Below are 18,397 nucleotides of genomic sequence, written 5' to 3'. Positions count from 1 at the left end.
TCTTATTCTATCACTCTGGTACATCCAGCGAAAGCGGACGTTGTACCAATAAAATCACAGCAAGCGCTGCAATTCCTTCTTCGCGTCCTACAAACCCAAGATGTTCAGATGTCGTTGCTTTGACATTGACTTGGGAAACATCAGCTTCTAATAACTTGGCAATTGACTCACGCATTTCTTCAATATAAGGAGCCAGTTTCGGTTTTTGGGCAATCACTGTGCAATCCACGTTGCCTAATTCATAGCCTTGCTCCTTTACGTATTGCCAAATATGCGTCAATAATTTTTTTGAATCCGCATCTTTAAACTCAGGATCGGTGTCCGGGAAATGTTTGCCGATATCGCCGCCGCAAATCGCTCCGAGTGCAGCATCCGTAATCGTATGAAGCAGGACATCTGCATCCGAATGACCAAGCAACCCGCGGTCATGAGGAATTTCAATCCCCCCTAAAATGAAAGGTCTCCCTTTCGCTAATTGATGTACGTCATATCCTTGTCCAATTCTAATCATCTTTGCCCCTCCTGTATCTGGCTTTCCAAAATAGCTTTGCCATAAATCAAATCTTCCGGCGTTGTCATTTTTACATTTTCATAGGTGCTTTCTACAATTTGCACCGGATGGCCCAAGCGTTCCACAAGCATGGCTTCGTCTGTCCCAAGGAAATCATCTTCAACTGCCGATTTCGCAGCTTTTAAAATTAAGTTATAATCAAACGCTTGTGGGGTTTGAACCATCCACAATTGGTTGCGGTCCACCGTTTCGGTAATAATGCCATTTGCCGCTTTTTTAATTGTGTCTTTTACCGGTACTGCTGCAATCGCTGCACCGCAAGTTTTCGCGGTTTCAACTAGTCGCGTAATAACATCACGTGAAATGAATGGCCGTGCCGCGTCGTGCACCAGCACAACGCCACAAGGCGGAATCGCTTCAAGACAAGCTCTTACACTGTCTTGCCGCTCCATTCCACCGTCTGCGTAGCCATGAACTTTGGTGATGCGATATTTAGTAACATAATGATCGATGATCGAACGTTCTTCTTCTTTTACCGCAAGCCAAATAGCCTCACACTGTGGGTCTTGCTGAAATACTTCCAAAGTGTAAAGGAAAATTGGCTTGTCAAAAAGCTCAAGCAATAATTTATTTTTATTTGCTTTCATCCGTTTCCCGCTGCCCGCAGCAGGCAAGACGACTGTATATTTCATATTGTTACATCCTTTATCCATTCATTGAGGCTTGGCGGCCTTCCCGAGGCTTGGCAAAAATCATCCGTCCTGCAGAAGTTTGCAGCACGCTAGTAACCGTAACATCAATTGCCTGCCCAATAAAGCCTTTGCCATCTTCGATGACAATCATTGTACCATCATCTAAATACGCAACGCCTTGATTTTGCTCTTTGCCGTCTTTGATGACGACAACATGCATATCTTCACCAGGTATAACTACTGGCTTCACTGCATTTGCTAAATCATTAATATTCAAAACAGGGACATTGTGCAGTTCACAGACTTTATTCAAGTTAAAGTCATTGGTCACCACTTGGCCTCCCATTTTCTTAGCAGCGCGCATTAATTTCAAATCCACTTCACTGACTTCATCAAAACTTTCTTCTGTAATCATAATAGCACCTTCGCGTTCACTTTGGAGACGTTTTAAAATATCCAAACCTCTTCGGCCGCGCGTCCGCTTTAATGTGTCGGATGAATCGGCAATATGCTGCAATTCAGACAAAACAAATTGTGGAACTACAAATGTACCTTCCATGAAACCAGTGGCTGAAATATCAGCGATTCGTCCATCGATAATAACGCTCGTATCCAGTAATTTATACGACACTTTTTCAACCGGCGCTTCAATCTCCGGCTTTTTATTGGCCACAGCCAGCCTTTGGGGAACCAGCATGGAGATAATTTCTTCCCGCTTTTGAAAGCCTACCGCAAAACCTAAGTAACCAAGCACTACCGACAGAATAATAGGTGCAGCTGTAGCAACAATCGGAATTTCAATGGTATTTAAGGCAAACCCAATAAGGAACGCTACCACTAATCCGATGATCAACCCGATCGTTCCGAACAACAAATCCGGCGTCGGGGCATGGAGCAGTTTTTCTTCCATCCATTTCATAAACTTAACAATTAAATCAGCAAATAATAGAGATAATAAAAAGAAAATAATTGCGCCAATAACAGCTGATACGATTGCATTATTGACCCATGGGCTGTCGAGAATAGGGATAAGTTCAAATACGTAAGGTAAAAATATGATTCCAACTGCAGCGCCAATTAGTAAAAACAAAATTTGGATAATCTTCTTTAACATATACTCCACCTCCTTTTTTATAATTATACACATTTTGCATGAGAAACGCTTTTATGACCCCTGTTATAATTAGGAAAACAAAAAGGAAGCACCAAGTGCCTCCTCATTGTGGAAAAATTTCTTTTAATGCATCATTTACACTTTCAACACCAATTACCCGTATTCCTTCTGGGTAATCCCAGCCTCCTAAATTAGAAGCTGGCACTATTGCCCGTTTAAACCCTAACTTAGCCGCTTCCTGGACGCGTTGTTCAATCCTCGATACACGGCGAACTTCACCAGTCAGCCCAACTTCACCGATAATGCAATCATAGACATTCGGCGCTTTATCCCGGTAACTTGAAACAATGCTTGCGAGCACTGCCAAATCAATTGCCGGTTCATCAAGCTTTACCCCACCCGCGACTTTGATATAGGCATCTTGGGCCTGTAACAACATGCCGACTCGTTTCTCTAGCACCGCCATCAACAGCGATACGCGGTTTTGATCAATTCCTGTCGCCATCCGTTTTGGATAGTTAAAGCTCGAAGGCGTGACGAGCGCCTGGATTTCCACCAAAATTGGGCGTGTCCCTTCCATTGAAGCCACTACCGTTGATCCGGCTGCTCCGCTCGAACGTTCCTGCAAAAACAATTCAGATGGGTTCAGCACTTCCTTCAACCCGCCTTGTAGCATTTCAAAGATTGCAATTTCGTTGGTTGAACCAAAGCGGTTTTTCACACTTCGCAAAATGCGGTAAGTATGATGGCGTTCCCCTTCAAAATACAGTACCGTATCCACCATATGCTCGAGAATACGTGGTCCCGCAATTTGTCCTTCTTTAGTTACGTGCCCTACCAAGAAGATCGCGATATTTTTTGTTTTTGCAATGCGCATCAATTCCGCTGTGCTTTCCCGGACCTGTGTCACGCTTCCCGGAGCTGAAGTCACTTCTGGATGGTGAACTGTTTGAATCGAATCCACAATAACAAAATCAGGTGCAACATCTTCAATTGTATGATGAATCAATTCCAGATTGGTCTCTGCATAGATGAACAATTCTGAAGAAGAAGCATTTAAACGCTCTGCCCGTAATTTAGTTTGGCGAATAGACTCTTCTCCGGAGATATACAATACGCGGCTGCCGCTATTGGCAAGCATGGCAGACACTTGGAGAAGCAAGGTGGACTTCCCGATTCCCGGGTCTCCTCCAATCAAAACGAGAGAACCTGGTACAATACCGCCGCCCAGCACCCGGTTCAACTCGCCCATCTCAGTCTCTACGCGTGGTTCTTCCTCTGTTTTAATGGAATTAATCGGCGTCGCTTTTTGGGAAACAGCAGCGGAATGCTGAAACGCACCACGTGTCCCTTTAGGCGCCGCTACTTCCACTTCTTCTACCATCTGATTCCATTCTCCGCATCCTGGGCATTTCCCCATCCATTTTGCAGATTCATAACCGCACGACTGACAAATAAACTTCGTCTTTTTCTTAGCCATGGGGGCCTCCTTTTTCAAATAAAAACGCCCGCCGGAGTCCGGCGAGCGGATTTTTATATAGTTATTTTACTTCGGTTGTAATTGGTTCATTTGTCCGGATGACAAATTCATCATCTTCTACATCAAAAACAATCCGTTGGCCGGCAATCGCTGTGCCTTTTAATAATTCTTCAGACAAACGGTCTTCTACGTGTTTTTGAAGAGAACGACGAAGTGGACGTGCTCCGTATTCCGGATCATACCCTTCTTTTGCTACTTTTTCAAGCGCAGCTTCTGTCAATTCCAACTCGATATTTTGCTCTTTCAAGCGATCTGTCAATTGTTTTGACATCAAGTTGACGATCTCTCTTAAGTTTTCTCTTTCAAGTGAATGGAACACAATCATGTCATCGATACGGTTCAAGAACTCAGGGCGGAAGGCTTTCTTCAACTCAGCCAACATTTTGCTCTTCATGTCTTTATAATCTGTTTTCGAATCATCCAAGTTGAAACCAACATATTTATTGTATTTCAGCTCTTCAGCACCAACGTTCGAAGTCATAATGATAACCGTATTGCGGAAATCAACTCTGCGTCCTTTAGAATCTGTTAAACGTCCGTCTTCAAGCACTTGCAAAAGGATGTTGAAAACATCTGGATGCGCTTTTTCAATTTCATCTAGAAGTACAACAGAGTAAGGTTTTCTGCGGACTTTCTCAGTCAACTGGCCGCCTTCTTCATACCCCACATAACCTGGAGGTGAACCTACAAGACGTGAAGTTGAATGTCTTTCCATGTACTCAGACATATCAATACGGATCATTGCATCTTCATCACCAAACATCGATTCAGCAAGCGCACGTGCAAGTTCCGTTTTACCAACTCCAGTAGGACCAAGGAAGATAAATGATCCAATCGGACGTTTTGGATCTTTCAATCCTGCACGTGCACGGCGAATGGCTTTAGAAATCGATGTGACTGCTTCTTCTTGGCCAATTACACGGTTGTGAAGAATTTCTTCTAAGTTCAACAGTTTTTCAGACTCAGTTTGCGCTAGTTTAGAAACTGGAATTCCAGTCCACATAGATACCACTTTCGCAATGTCTTCAACAGTTACTTCGGATTCTTCTTTACCTTGTTTTTCTTTCCATTCTTTTTTCGTTTTATCTAATTGATCTTTTAATTTTTGTTCTGCATCACGTAAAGAAGCTGCTTTTTCAAACTCTTGGCTTTGAACCGCTTCATTTTTCTCAGAACGCGCTGCTTCTAATCTTGTTTCAAGCTCTTTCAAATCTGGCGGAGTTGTATATGAACGAAGTCTTACTTTTGAACCCGCCTCATCTATCAAATCAATCGCTTTGTCCGGCAAGAAACGGTCAGAAATATAACGATCCGACATTTTTGCTGCCGCTTCAATCGCTTCATCTGTAATTTTTACCCGGTGATGCGCCTCGTACCGGTCTCGCAATCCTCTGATGATAAGAATTGTTTCATCAACAGATGGCTCATCTACTTGAATTGGCTGGAAGCGGCGTTCAAGTGCAGCGTCTTTTTCAATATATTTCCGATATTCATCTAGCGTTGTAGCTCCGATACATTGCAACTCACCACGCGAAAGAGAAGGTTTTAAAATATTTGAAGCATCAATTGCTCCTTCAGCTCCACCTGCTCCAATTAATGTATGGAGTTCATCGATAAAGAGAATGACATTGCCAGCTTGGCGAATTTCATCCATTACTTTTTTCAAACGATCTTCAAACTCACCGCGGTATTTAGTGCCCGCTACAACGGTTCCCATATCCAAGACCATAACGCGTTTATCGCGCAATGTTTCCGGAACTTCATTATTTACAATTTGTTGTGCCAAACCTTCAGCAATAGCTGTTTTACCAACGCCTGGCTCCCCAATCAAAACAGGGTTGTTCTTAGTCCGGCGGCTTAATACTTCGATAACACGAGTAATTTCCTGGCTTCTTCCAATAACCGGATCCAGGCTGCCTTCACGCGCTACTTGAGTTAAATCTCGTGCCAAACCATCAAGTGTTGGTGTATTTGCAGAAGCGTTCGGGCTGCTTCCAGTAGAAGCTTGCTCATTGCTTCCTAATAGCTGCAAAACTTGCTGACGTGCTTTATTTAAACTAACACCTGCATTTCCTAAAACACGGGCAGCTACGCCTTCTCCTTCACGGATTAGTGCAAGCAGCAAATGCTCTGTTCCGATATAGGAATGTCCTAATTTACGTGACTCATCAACAGATAATTCAATGACTTTTTTCGCTCTTGGCGTATAATGAACGATTGGACCGACATCTTTTTCACCTACCCCAACAAGTTCTTTAACACCTTCTTCGATTAATTGAGTATTTACTTCGATAGCTTCTAAAGCCTTTGCAGCAATTCCGCCACCTTCACGAATCAATCCAAGCAAAATATGCTCCGTTCCTATTGATTCATGTTTCATACGAATAGCCTCTTCTTGAGCTAATTGAAGCACTTTCTGTGCGCGTTGTGTAAATCGATTAAACATCATGCGAATTCCTCTCCTTCATTAGTTGCATTTTCTTTATTTAAACGCTCACGGAATAATTTCGCGCGGGCAAAATCACGTTCTTTTGGTTGCAGCGGTTTTCCAGCATATTGCTGAAGAAAGGCCGGCTGCATAAAAATCATCAATTCATTCAGAATCGACATATCCATATGGGCAATCATTTTTAAATCAATACCTAACCGAACATCCGATAAACAAGTTGCCGCTTCTTCTGTAGTTAACAATCGGGAGTGAGTCAGCGTACCAAGTGAACGGTAAATACGGTCCTCTAAAACGATAGGAGAATTATTTAAAATCGCTTCTCGTGCCAGGCGCTCTTGTTGAATGATCTGTTCCGTCATATTCTGTAAATCTTGTAAAATATCATATTCTGACTTTCCAAGAGTCATTTGATTAGAAATTTGATACACATTGCCAAGTGCTTCACTACCTTCTCCGTAAATACCTCTTACAACCATTCCTAAACGTGAGATCGCTGGAATGATACGAGCAATTTGATGTGACATCGTAAGTGCAGGCAAATGAAGCATGACTGAGGCTCTCATTCCTGTCCCTGTATTAGTAGGGCAACTAGTTAAATAACCAAACTTTTCGTGGAAAGCATATGAAAGATTTTTTTCAAGCAATGAATCCAATTGGTTGGCTACTTGATAAGCTTCTTGTAGATGAAAACCTGATTGCAGACTTTGGATCCGCAGATGATCTTCTTCATTAACCATAACACTGAGCTCTTCGTTCTCTGACAATAGCACTGATCCCGAATGAGTGCCTTTCGCTAAATAAGGGCTGATCAAATGCTTCTCAACCAATACCTCTCTTTGCAGCTTAGGGGTTTCCTGTATATTAATATGGGTGAACGAATGATTCAACTCATGACCCTTATCAAGCAATGCAGAGGAAACTTCTTTATCTACTTTTAGTGCTTCATCTTCCGAAAACGAATAAGGAAATTGAAAATCACTCAAATTGCGAGCAAGCCGGATACGCGTACTCATAGCAATATCGACATTTTCGCCATCATTCGCCATCCAACTACTGGCTCTAGGTTGAAGAAAACGTTCAATTGCCATCAGAAGCACCCCCTTCAAGCTGCAGATTTAATTCTTTTATTTCATCTCGAAATTTTGCAGCTTCTTCAAAATTCTCATCCTCTATAGAAACTTGCATTTGTTTACGTAATTCTTCTATTTCTTTTCTTATTTTCAGAGTGCTTCCATAAGATGCAGGTATTTTTCCTGCATGTTCGAAATTCCCATTATGCAGTCTCTTAAAAATATTTTCTAACTGTGAATCAAAAGCGTCATAGCAAGTTGCACATCCGAATTTACCTAATTCCAAAAACTTAGTAAATGTAAATCCGCAAGAAGGGCAAACGGCCACTTCTTTTTTAACTGGACTCATTGATGTTTGTTGCTTAGGGAACCAATTAGATAACAATTGATGAATGGCTAAAGGATCTTGCTCGAAAACGAAATTTAAATTGTGGTTTTCAGCGGCACAGACGTGACATAAATGACGTTCCGTCATTTGTCCTTGCACTTTTTGTTTTACTATTACCGATGCAGGACGTTCTCCGCATTGATCGCAAATCATTTTATCACCCCTTATGTGTTCGACTGATACTTTAAAGTAAAGAGCATAGCAATAAGAATTCTTGCTCTTACTTCATCGCGTACCGGTAATGGCAAAAGTAAAGTTGAGCGGTCGATTGCGCTAAAAATTAATTTCGCTTCTCGTTTAGAAATAATTTCTTCATCTAAAAGCCGAAAAATAATATCTTCAGCCATACTTTGAGTAGCTCCATTTTCTAAACGGCCAATTACTTCTGAAATCACATCAGACTTCTTATGAAGCCTAATACGCTTGATGCGAATATAGCCGCCCCCACCTCTTTTGCTTTCTACCAAATAGCCTCGATCTACAGTAAACCTTGTGTTAATTACGTAATTTATTTGAGAAGGCACACATTGAAATTTTTCTGCCACTTCGTTTCGCTTAATTTCAATATGGTCTCTCTCGCTTAATTCGATAACCTCTTTTAAATAACCTTCAATCACATCTGAAATATTCCGCATCGCCTTCACCTCTTCGATACATAATACGTCAAAAGCTGACTTTGACTATATTTGACTTAATTATACACCATGCTTTTTAAGGATTTCAAATAGTACGATTTGGAAAAGGCGTTCTATAAAAAAAGCCTCGAGAAAGAACTCCCGAGACATTCATACATATTACTCTTGTTCCATTATTCTTTTTAAAAAGTCTTTTGCATGACTCGAGATTGATTTAGTTTCCTCTTCCCGGTATTTAGTCATCCATTTTGTTCCTTCCCGCCATACCTCTACAACATCACCTTCTGTTACATCATGCGTAAAGTCAGATACCGGAAAAGTGTACTGATCACGATCTTCATTGAGAGGTATTAATAAAGCGGTTCTTTTATCAATGGTTTCTACTTTATACAATCCAGGTTTCATACTTAATCACCTCTTTATAGCTTTTCCCTTAAACAAGAACGTTCAATCCTTTAAAGAAAATTTTTCGAAAATGATTACTTCGGCTTATATAGATATTTTTCTCTCTAGAACTTATTTAACGAAAACACAAAAAAGCCGTTGCCGGATAAACCGGCAACGGCTTCTTCTTACAGGGCCCAGCAATGTCCTACTCTCGCAGGGGGAAACCCCCAACTACCATTGGCGCAAAAGAGCTTAACTGCCGTGTTCGGGATGGGAACGGGTGTGGCCTCTTTGCCATCATCACTGGACTGTTTGGTTTTTAAAAGACAAGGTTTATTATACCAATCCCCGATGGGATTGCAAGCTTTTTTTGAAAAAAACTTGTGCCTTGCGCCTTCAAAACCGGATATGCGACAGTTGAAACAAACAGTTTGGTTAAGTCCTCGATCGATTAGTATTCGTCAGCTGCACGCGTCGCCGCGCTTCCACCCCGAACCTATCTACCTCATCGTCTTTGAGGGATCTTACTTGCTTGCGCAATGGGAAATCTCATCTTGAGGGGGGCTTCGTGCTTAGATGCTTTCAGCACTTATCCCGGCCACACATAGCTACCCAGCGATGCCCCTGGCGGAACAACTGGTACACCAGCGGTGTGTCCATCCCGGTCCTCTCGTACTAAGGACAGCTCCTCTCAAATTTCCTGCGCCCGCGACGGATAGGGACCGAACTGTCTCACGACGTTCTGAACCCAGCTCGCGTACCGCTTTAATGGGCGAACAGCCCAACCCTTGGGACCGACTACAGCCCCAGGATGCGATGAGCCGACATCGAGGTGCCAAACCTCCCCGTCGATGTGGACTCTTGGGGGAGATAAGCCTGTTATCCCCGGGGTAGCTTTTATCCGTTGAGCGATGGCCCTTCCATGCGGAACCACCGGATCACTAAGCCCGTCTTTCGACCCTGCTCGACCTGTCCGTCTCGCAGTCAAGCTCCCTTGTGCCTTTACACTCTGCGAATGATTTCCAACCATTCTGAGGGAACCTTTGGGCGCCTCCGTTACTCTTTAGGAGGCGACCGCCCCAGTCAAACTGCCCGCCTGACACTGTCTCCCACCCCGATCAGGGGTGCGGGTTAGAATTTCAATACAACCAGGGTAGTATCCCACCGACGCCTCCCCCGAAGCTGGCGCTCCGGGCTCAAAGGCTCCTACCTATCCTGTACAAGTTGCACCAAAAGTCAATATCAGGCTACAGTAAAGCTCCACGGGGTCTTTCCGTCCTGTCGCGGGTAACCTGCATCTTCACAGGTACTATAATTTCACCGAGTCTCTCGTTGAGACAGTGCCCAGATCGTTACGCCTTTCGTGCGGGTCGGAACTTACCCGACAAGGAATTTCGCTACCTTAGGACCGTTATAGTTACGGCCGCCGTTTACTGGGGCTTCAGTTCGCACCTTCGCTTGCGCTAAGCACTCCCCTTAACCTTCCAGCACCGGGCAGGCGTCAGCCCCTATACGTCACCTTACGGTTTGGCAGAGACCTGTGTTTTTGCTAAACAGTCGCCTGGGCCTATTCACTGCGGCTCTCTCGGGCTTTTCACCCTACCAGAGCACCCCTTCTCCCGAAGTTACGGGGTCATTTTGCCGAGTTCCTTAACGAGAGTTCACTCGCTCACCTTAGAATTCTCTTCTCGCCTACCTGTGTCGGTTTGCGGTACGGGCACCTCCCGCCTCGCTAGAGGCTTTTCTTGGCAGTGTGAAATCAGGGACTCCAGGGCATACGCCCCTTGCCGTCACCGCTCAACGTTATGGAAATGGGATTTGCCTCATTTCCCGCCTCACGGCTTGGACGCGCTCAACCAACGGCGCGCTCGCCTTATCCTTCTGCGTCCCCCCATTGCTCAAACGGCGGGGAGGTGGTACAGGAATATCAACCTGTTGTCCATCGTCTACGCCTATCGGCCTCGACTTAGGTCCCGACTGACCCTGAGCGGACGAGCCTTCCTCAGGAAACCTTGGGCATTCGGTGGACGGGATTCTCACCCGTCTTTCGTTACTCATACCGGCATTCTCACTTCTAAGCGCTCCACGAATCCTTCCGGTTCCGCTTCAACGCCCTTAGAACGCTCTCCTACCACGGACATCGTTGATGTCCATCCACAGCTTCGGTAATCCGTTTAGCCCCGGTACATTTTCGGCGCAGTGTCACTCGACCAGTGAGCTATTACGCACTCTTTAAATGATGGCTGCTTCTAAGCCAACATCCTGGTTGTCTAAGCAACGCCACATCCTTTTCCACTTAACGGATATTTGGGGACCTTAGCTGGTGGTCTGGGCTGTTTCCCTCTTGACTACGGATCTTATCACTCGCAGTCTGACTCCCAAGCATAAATCACTGGCATTCGGAGTTTGTCTGAATTCGGTAACCCGGGATGGGCCCCTAGTCCAAACAGTGCTCTACCTCCAGGATTCTCAATCTTGAGGCTAGCCCTAAAGCTATTTCGGAGAGAACCAGCTATCTCCAGGTTCGATTGGAATTTCTCCGCTACCCACACCTCATCCCCGCACTTTTCAACGTGCGTGGGTTCGGGCCTCCAGTAAGTGTTACCTTACCTTCACCCTGGACATGGGTAGATCACCTGGTTTCGGGTCTACAACTGCATACTCATTCGCCCTGTTCAGACTCGCTTTCGCTGCGGCTCCGACTTCTCATCTTAACCTTGCATGCAATCGTAACTCGCCGGTTCATTCTACAAAAGGCACGCCATCACCCATGAACGGGCTTTGACTAGTTGTAGGCACACGGTTTCAGGATCTGTTTCACTCCCCTTCCGGGGTGCTTTTCACCTTTCCCTCACGGTACTGGTTCACTATCGGTCACTAGGGAGTATTTAGCCTTGGGAGATGGTCCTCCCGGATTCCGACGGAATTTCACGTGTTCCGCCGTACTCAGGATCCACTCAGGAGGGCACGCCTTTTCGGCTACGGGGCTGTTACCCAGTGTCGCGGACCGTTCCAGGTCGCTTCGCCTAACGCGTGCTTTTGTAACTCCGTATTGAGTGTCCTACAACCCCAAGAGGCAAGCCTCTTGGTTTGGGCTGTTCCCGTTTCGCTCGCCGCTACTCAGGGAATCGCATTTGCTTTCTGTTCCTCCAGGTACTTAGATGTTTCAGTTCCCTGGGTCTGCCTTCTCATGTGCTATGAATTCACACATGGATCCTGCCCCATTACGGGCAGGGGGTTCCCCCATTCGGAAATCTCCGGATCAATGCTCACTTACAGCTCCCCGGAGCATATCGGTGTTAGTGCCGTCCTTCTTCGGCTCCTAGTGCCAAGGCATCCACCGTGCGCCCTTTCTAACTTAACCAAGTTGGTTACATAGAAAGTCGACCGATCACTCGGTCTCATCACTTGTGTTGCTTGTTTCGTTTGTTTCAATGTCGTCATATCCAGTTTTCAAAGAACAAGGTCATTCCAACGGTATGGAATGATTGGTGGAGCCTAGCGGGATCGAACCGCTGACCTCCTGCGTGCAAGGCAGGCGCTCTCCCAGCTGAGCTAAGGCCCCAAGAAGGTATGGTGGGCCTAAATGGACTCGAACCATCGACCTCACGCTTATCAGGCGTGCGCTCTAACCAGCTGAGCTATAGGCCCTCTTGGGAATTCAATTGAGATAAAGAAGGGTTCAACGAACCTTCAAAACCGAACGCAAAACGTCAACCGGAACCCGCAGGTTCCGTTCCGAAGTAATCCTTAGAAAGGAGGTGATCCAGCCGCACCTTCCGATACGGCTACCTTGTTACGACTTCACCCCAATCATCTGTCCCACCTTCGGCGGCTGGCTCCACAAGGGTTACCTCACCGACTTCGGGTGTTACAAACTCTCGTGGTGTGACGGGCGGTGTGTACAAGGCCCGGGAACGTATTCACCGTGGCATGCTGATCCACGATTACTAGCGATTCCGGCTTCATGCAGGCGAGTTGCAGCCTGCAATCCGAACTGAGAACGGTTTTCTGGGATTGGCTCCCCCTCGCGGGTTGGCGACCCTTTGTACCGTCCATTGTAGCACGTGTGTAGCCCAGGTCATAAGGGGCATGATGATTTGACGTCATCCCCACCTTCCTCCGGTTTGTCACCGGCAGTCACCTTAGAGTGCCCAACTGAATGCTGGCAACTAAGATCAAGGGTTGCGCTCGTTGCGGGACTTAACCCAACATCTCACGACACGAGCTGACGACAACCATGCACCACCTGTCACCGCTGTCCCCGAAGGGAAAGCCTTGTCTCCAAGGCGGGCAGCGGGATGTCAAGACCTGGTAAGGTTCTTCGCGTTGCTTCGAATTAAACCACATGCTCCACCGCTTGTGCGGGCCCCCGTCAATTCCTTTGAGTTTCAGCCTTGCGGCCGTACTCCCCAGGCGGAGTGCTTAATGCGTTAGCTGCAGCACTAAGGGGCGGAAACCCCCTAACACTTAGCACTCATCGTTTACGGCGTGGACTACCAGGGTATCTAATCCTGTTTGCTCCCCACGCTTTCGCGCCTCAGCGTCAGTTACAGACCAGAAAGTCGCCTTCGCCACTGGTGTTCCTCCACATCTCTACGCATTTCACCGCTACACATGGAATTCCACTTTCCTCTTCTGCACTCAAGTCCCCCAGTTTCCAATGACCCTCCACGGTTGAGCCGTGGGCTTTCACATCGGACTTAAAGGACCGCCTGCGCGCGCTTTACGCCCAATAATTCCGGACAACGCTTGCCACCTACGTATTACCGCGGCTGCTGGCACGTAGTTAGCCGTGGCTTTCTGGTAAGGTACCGTCAAGGTGCCGGCAGTTACTCCGGCACGGTTTCTTCCCTTACAACAGAGTTTTACGATCCGAAAACCTTCATCACTCACGCGGCGTTGCTCCGTCAGACTTGCGTCCATTGCGGAAGATTCCCTACTGCTGCCTCCCGTAGGAGTCTGGGCCGTGTCTCAGTCCCAGTGTGGCCGATCACCCTCTCAGGTCGGCTACGCATCGTGGCCTTGGGAGGCCGTTACCCCCCCAACTAGCTAATGCGCCGCGGGCCCATCCAGCAGCGACAGCGTGAGCCGTCTTTCCGTCGGCTCCCAGGCGGGAGCCGAACCTATCCGGTATTAGCCCCGGTTTCCCGGAGTTATCCCGAACTGCAGGGCAGGTTGCCCACGTGTTACTCACCCGTCCGCCGCTGAAAACTTGGAGCAAGCTCCAAATTTTCCGCTCGACTTGCATGTATTAGGCACGCCGCCAGCGTTCGTCCTGAGCCAGGATCAAACTCTCCATTATAGAAGAAATTGATTGCTCAATGTTCTGCTGGCGTCTCGCCATTCCGAAGAATGCGCGAGTCGCTTTGATCTAGCACGCTTGATCAGTAAATTTTTGCGCGGGCCGTTTTGCGCGGCCGTTGCGATTTCGTTGACGTTTTGCTGTTCAGTTTTCAAGGTTCATTGAATATATAGTTGGTGGAGCCTAGCGGGATCGAACCGCTGACCTCCTGCGTGCAAGGCAGGCGCTCTCCCAGCTGAGCTAAGGCCCCATTGAATGGTCGGGAAGACAGGATTCGAACCTGCGACCCCTTGGTCCCAAACCAAGTGCTCTACCAAGCTGAGCTACTTCCCGAACTGAATTGCTGAGTGGTGAAAAAATATGGCGCGCCCGAGAGGACTCGAACCTCTAACCGCTTGATTCGTAGTCAAGTACTCTATCCAATTGAGCTACGGGCGCATATGATGAAAACCTACGGTTTTTGCAAAACCAAATGGTGCCGAGGACCGGAATCGAACCGGTACGGTAGTCACCTACCGCAGGATTTTAAGTCCTGTGCGTCTGCCAGTTCCGCCACCCCGGCATAGGGTCGGCTATTGGTGCAAAAAAATTGGAGCGGAAGACGAGGTTCGAACTCGCGACCTCCACCTTGGCAAGGTGGCGTTCTACCACTGAACTACTTCCGCAAAAAATGGTGCGGGTGAAGGGAGTCGAACCCCCACGCCCGAAGGCGCTAGATCCTAAGTCTAGTGCGTCTGCCAGTTCCGCCACACCCGCGTGGCAATGAAATTGTGAAAAAATGGTGAGCCATGAAGGATTCGAACCTTCGACCCTCTGATTAAAAGTCAGATGCTCTACCAACTGAGCTAATGGCTCGAACAGGAATGGTGCCGGAGAAAGGACTTGAACCCTCAACCTACTGATTACAAGTCAGTTGCTCTACCAGTTGAGCTACTCCGGCGACAGAGAAAAATGGTGGAGGATGACGGGATCGAACCGCCGACCCTCTGCTTGTAAGGCAGATGCTCTCCCAGCTGAGCTAATCCTCCGTTATGTATGCCCAGCAATGTCCTACTCTCGCAGGGGGAAACCCCCAACTACCATCGGCGCAAAAGAGCTTAACTGCCGTGTTCGGGATGGGAACGGGTGTGGCCTCTTTGCCATCATCACTGGACTGTTTGGTTTTTAAAAGACAAGGTTTATTATACCAATCCCCGATGGGATTGCAAGCTTTTTTTGAAAAAACTTGTGCCTTGCGCCTTCAAAACCGGATATGCGACAGTTGAAACAAACGTATTTGGTTAAGTCCTCGATCGATTAGTATTCGTCAGCTGCACGCGTCGCCGCGCTTCCACCCCGAACCTATCTACCTCATCGTCTTTGAGGGATCTTACTTGCTTGCGCAATGGGAAATCTCATCTTGAGGGGGGCTTCGTGCTTAGATGCTTTCAGCACTTATCCCGGCCACACATAGCTACCCAGCGATGCCCCTGGCGGAACAACTGGTACACCAGCGGTGTGTCCATCCCGGTCCTCTCGTACTAAGGACAGCTCCTCTCAAATTTCCTGCGCCCGCGACGGATAGGGACCGAACTGTCTCACGACGTTCTGAACCCAGCTCGCGTACCGCTTTAATGGGCGAACAGCCCAACCCTTGGGACCGACTACAGCCCCAGGATGCGATGAGCCGACATCGAGGTGCCAAACCTCCCCGTCGATGTGGACTCTTGGGGGAGATAAGCCTGTTATCCCCGGGGTAGCTTTTATCCGTTGAGCGATGGCCCTTCCATGCGGAACCACCGGATCACTAAGCCCGTCTTTCGACCCTGCTCGACCTGTCCGTCTCGCAGTCAAGCTCCCTTGTGCCTTTACACTCTGCGAATGATTTCCAACCATTCTGAGGGAACCTTTGGGCGCCTCCGTTACTCTTTAGGAGGCGACCGCCCCAGTCAAACTGCCCGCCTGACACTGTCTCCCACCCCGATCAGGGGTGCGGGTTAGAATTTCAATACAACCAGGGTAGTATCCCACCGACGCCTCCCCCGAAGCTGGCGCTCCGGGCTCAAAGGCTCCTACCTATCCTGTACAAGTTGCACCAAAAGTCAATATCAGGCTACAGTAAAGCTCCACGGGGTCTTTCCGTCCTGTCGCGGGTAACCTGCATCTTCACAGGTACTATAATTTCACCGAGTCTCTCGTTGAGACAGTGCCCAGATCGTTACGCCTTTCGTGCGGGTCGGAACTTACCCGACAAGGAATTTCGCTACCTTAGGACCGTTATAGTTACGGCCGCCGTTTACTGGGGCTTCAGTTCGCACCTTCGCTTGCGCTAAGCACTCCCCTTAACCTTCCAGCACCGGGCAGGCGTCAGCCCCTATACGTCACCTTACGGTTTGGCAGAGACCTGTGTTTTTGCTAAACAGTCGCCTGGGCCTATTCACTGCGGCTCTCTCGGGCTGTAACACCCTACCAGAGCACCCCTTCTCCCGAAGTTACGGGGTCATTTTGCCGAGTTCCTTAACGAGAGTTCACTCGCTCACCTTAGAATTCTCTTCTCGCCTACCTGTGTCGGTTTGCGGTACGGGCACCTCCCGCCTCGCTAGAGGCTTTTCTTGGCAGTGTGAAATCAGGGACTCCAGGGCATACGCCCCTTGCCGTCACCGCTCAACGTTATGGAAATGGGATTTGCCTCATTTCCCGCCTCACGGCTTGGACGCGCTCAACCAACGGCGCGCTCGCCTTATCCTTCTGCGTCCCCCCATTGCTCAAACGGCGGGGAGGTGGTACAGGAATATCAACCTGTTGTCCATCGTCTACGCCTATCGGCCTCGACTTAGGTCCCGACTGACCCTGAGCGGACGAGCCTTCCTCAGGAAACCTTGGGCATTCGGTGGACGGGATTCTCACCCGTCTTTCGTTACTCATACCGGCATTCTCACTTCTAAGCGCTCCACGAATCCTTCCGGTTCCGCTTCAACGCCCTTAGAACGCTCTCCTACCACGGACATCGTTGATGTCCATCCACAGCTTCGGTAATCCGTTTAGCCCCGGTACATTTTCGGCGCAGTGTCACTCGACCAGTGAGCTATTACGCACTCTTTAAATGATGGCTGCTTCTAAGCCAACATCCTGGTTGTCTAAGCAACGCCACATCCTTTTCCACTTAACGGATATTTGGGGACCTTAGCTGGTGGTCTGGGCTGTTTCCCTCTTGACTACGGATCTTATCACTCGCAGTCTGACTCCCAAGCATAAATCACTGGCATTCGGAGTTTGTCTGAATTCGGTAACCCGGGATGGGCCCCTAGTCCAAACAGTGCTCTACCTCCAGGATTCTCAATCTTGAGGCTAGCCCTAAAGCTATTTCGGAGAGAACCAGCTATCTCCAGGTTCGATTGGAATTTCTCCGCTACCCACACCTCATCCCCGCACTTTTCAACGTGCGTGGGTTCGGGCCTCCAGTAAGTGTTACCTTACCTTCACCCTGGACATGGGTAGATCACCTGGTTTCGGGTCTACAACTGCATACTCATTCGCCCTGTTCAGACTCGCTTTCGCTGCGGCTCCGACTTCTCATCTTAACCTTGCATGCAATCGTAACTCGCCGGTTCATTCTACAAAAGGCACGCCATCACCCATGAACGGGCTTTGACTAGTTGTAGGCACACGGTTTCAGGATCTGTTTCACTCCCCTTCCGGGGTGCTTTTCACCTTTCCCTCACGGTACTGGTTCACTATCGGTCACTAGGGAGTATTTAGCCTTGGGAGATGGTCCTCCCGGATTCCGACGGAATTTCACGTGTTCCGCCGTACTCAGGATCCACTCAGGAGGGCACGCCTTTTCGGCTACGGGGCTGTTACCCAGTGTCGCGGACCGTTCCAGGTCGCTTCGCCTAACGCGTGCTTTTGTAACTCCGTATTGAGTGTCCTACAACCCCAAGAGGCAAGCCTCTTGGTTTGGGCTGTTCCCGTTTCGCTCGCCGCTACTCAGGGAATCGCATTTGCTTTCTGTTCCTCCAGGTACTTAGATGTTTCAGTTCCCTGGGTCTGCCTTCTCATGTGCTATGAATTCACACATGGATCCTGCCCCATTACGGGCAGGGGGTTCCCCCATTCGGAAATCTCCGGATCAATGCTCACTTACAGCTCCCCGGAGCATATCGGTGTTAGTGCCGTCCTTCTTCGGCTCCTAGTGCCAAGGCATCCACCGTGCGCCCTTTCTAACTTAACCAAGTTGGTTACATAGAAAGTCGACCGATCACTCGGTCTCATCACTTGTGTTGCGTTGTTTCGTTTGTTTCAATGTCGTCATATCCAGTTTTCAAAG

General features: G+C 48.0%; 9 protein-coding genes, 11 tRNA genes and 5 rRNA genes. All 25 read right to left on the bottom strand.

The genetic code is table 11. The features are described 5' to 3' along the window. Positions 1-10: 10 nt before the first annotated feature. The 25 genes from ispF to QWY16_RS00390 all read right to left on the bottom strand — a co-directional run bounded on the left by ispF (position 11) and on the right by QWY16_RS00390 (position 18,301). Complete coding sequence (gene ispF, locus QWY16_RS00510; protein ID WP_300990928.1) at positions 11-511, bottom strand: 2-C-methyl-D-erythritol 2,4-cyclodiphosphate synthase; 501 nt, start codon at positions 509-511, stop codon at positions 11-13. After that, positions 508-1,203, bottom strand: a complete 696-nt coding sequence (gene ispD / locus QWY16_RS00505) for a 2-C-methyl-D-erythritol 4-phosphate cytidylyltransferase (protein ID WP_300990927.1) — start codon at positions 1,201-1,203, stop codon at positions 508-510. The genes ispF and ispD overlap by 4 nt, the downstream gene beginning before the upstream one ends. Before the next feature lie 13 nt (positions 1,204-1,216). Then, the gene (locus tag QWY16_RS00500) at positions 1,217-2,317 is read right to left on the bottom strand and encodes a PIN/TRAM domain-containing protein (RefSeq protein ID WP_300990926.1); all 1,101 of its coding nucleotides are present in this window, start codon (positions 2,315-2,317) and stop codon (positions 1,217-1,219) included. A gap of 103 nt (positions 2,318-2,420) precedes the next feature. Then, positions 2,421-3,797: a DNA repair protein RadA gene (gene radA, locus QWY16_RS00495; protein ID WP_300990925.1), complete on the bottom strand. Its 1,377-nt coding sequence runs from the start codon at positions 3,795-3,797 to the stop codon at positions 2,421-2,423. Positions 3,798-3,858: 61 nt separating this feature from the next. Continuing rightward, entirely contained in the window at positions 3,859-6,306 is a 2,448-nt protein-coding gene (gene clpC, locus QWY16_RS00490; RefSeq protein ID WP_300990924.1) for an ATP-dependent protease ATP-binding subunit ClpC, read from the bottom strand. Further along, positions 6,303-7,394, bottom strand: a complete 1,092-nt coding sequence (mcsB, locus tag QWY16_RS00485) for a protein-arginine kinase McsB (protein ID WP_300990923.1) — start codon at positions 7,392-7,394, stop codon at positions 6,303-6,305. The genes clpC and mcsB overlap by 4 nt, the downstream gene beginning before the upstream one ends. Then, complete coding sequence (locus tag QWY16_RS00480; protein WP_300990921.1) at positions 7,384-7,917, bottom strand: UvrB/UvrC motif-containing protein; 534 nt, start codon at positions 7,915-7,917, stop codon at positions 7,384-7,386. Before QWY16_RS00480 ends, mcsB begins: the two co-directional genes overlap by 11 nt. A gap of 11 nt (positions 7,918-7,928) precedes the next feature. Further along, positions 7,929-8,399 (bottom strand): CtsR family transcriptional regulator, encoded by a 471-nt coding sequence (locus QWY16_RS00475; RefSeq protein ID WP_300990920.1) that lies wholly within the window; start codon positions 8,397-8,399, stop codon positions 7,929-7,931. Between the two features lie 159 nt (positions 8,400-8,558). After that, complete coding sequence (locus QWY16_RS00470; protein WP_300990919.1) at positions 8,559-8,804, bottom strand: hypothetical protein; 246 nt, start codon at positions 8,802-8,804, stop codon at positions 8,559-8,561. A gap of 174 nt (positions 8,805-8,978) precedes the next feature. Then, a 5S ribosomal RNA gene (rrf, locus tag QWY16_RS00465) occupies positions 8,979-9,094 on the bottom strand. A gap of 123 nt (positions 9,095-9,217) precedes the next feature. After that, positions 9,218-12,150: ribosomal RNA gene (locus tag QWY16_RS00460) — 23S ribosomal RNA — on the bottom strand. Between the two features lie 125 nt (positions 12,151-12,275). Next, positions 12,276-12,351, bottom strand: a tRNA-Ala gene (locus QWY16_RS00455). Positions 12,352-12,360: 9 nt separating this feature from the next. Further along, positions 12,361-12,437, bottom strand: a tRNA-Ile gene (locus QWY16_RS00450). A gap of 103 nt (positions 12,438-12,540) precedes the next feature. Continuing rightward, positions 12,541-14,091: ribosomal RNA gene (locus tag QWY16_RS00445) — 16S ribosomal RNA — on the bottom strand. Positions 14,092-14,265: 174 nt separating this feature from the next. Next, positions 14,266-14,341, bottom strand: a tRNA-Ala gene (locus tag QWY16_RS00440). A gap of 6 nt (positions 14,342-14,347) precedes the next feature. Then, positions 14,348-14,424, bottom strand: a tRNA-Pro gene (locus QWY16_RS00435). 28 nt (positions 14,425-14,452) lie between these two features. Further along, positions 14,453-14,529 (bottom strand) — tRNA-Arg (locus QWY16_RS00430). Positions 14,530-14,564: 35 nt separating this feature from the next. Beyond that, positions 14,565-14,653, bottom strand: a tRNA-Leu gene (locus tag QWY16_RS00425). 28 nt (positions 14,654-14,681) lie between these two features. Further along, positions 14,682-14,756: transfer RNA gene (locus QWY16_RS00420), tRNA-Gly, on the bottom strand. A gap of 6 nt (positions 14,757-14,762) precedes the next feature. Beyond that, a tRNA-Leu gene (locus tag QWY16_RS00415) sits at positions 14,763-14,847 on the bottom strand. 23 nt (positions 14,848-14,870) lie between these two features. Continuing rightward, a tRNA-Lys gene (locus tag QWY16_RS00410) sits at positions 14,871-14,946 on the bottom strand. A 9-nt stretch (positions 14,947-14,955) separates the two neighbouring features. Beyond that, positions 14,956-15,031, bottom strand: a tRNA-Thr gene (locus QWY16_RS00405). Positions 15,032-15,043: 12 nt separating this feature from the next. After that, positions 15,044-15,119, bottom strand: a tRNA-Val gene (locus tag QWY16_RS00400). Between the two features lie 9 nt (positions 15,120-15,128). Continuing rightward, positions 15,129-15,244 (bottom strand): 5S ribosomal RNA (rrf, locus tag QWY16_RS00395). A gap of 123 nt (positions 15,245-15,367) precedes the next feature. After that, positions 15,368-18,301 (bottom strand): 23S ribosomal RNA (locus QWY16_RS00390). Together the 16S, 23S and 5S rRNA genes with 11 tRNA genes alongside form the textbook arrangement of a ribosomal RNA operon. Positions 18,302-18,397: the final 96 nt, after the last annotated feature.

This window comes from Planococcus shenhongbingii, from assembly GCF_030413635.1.
GTDB classification, from domain to species: Bacteria; Bacillota; Bacilli; order Bacillales_A; family Planococcaceae; genus Planococcus; species Planococcus shenhongbingii.
Note: the sequence above shows the minus strand (reverse complement) of the source record. Positions and strands in the feature narration are given on the sequence as shown.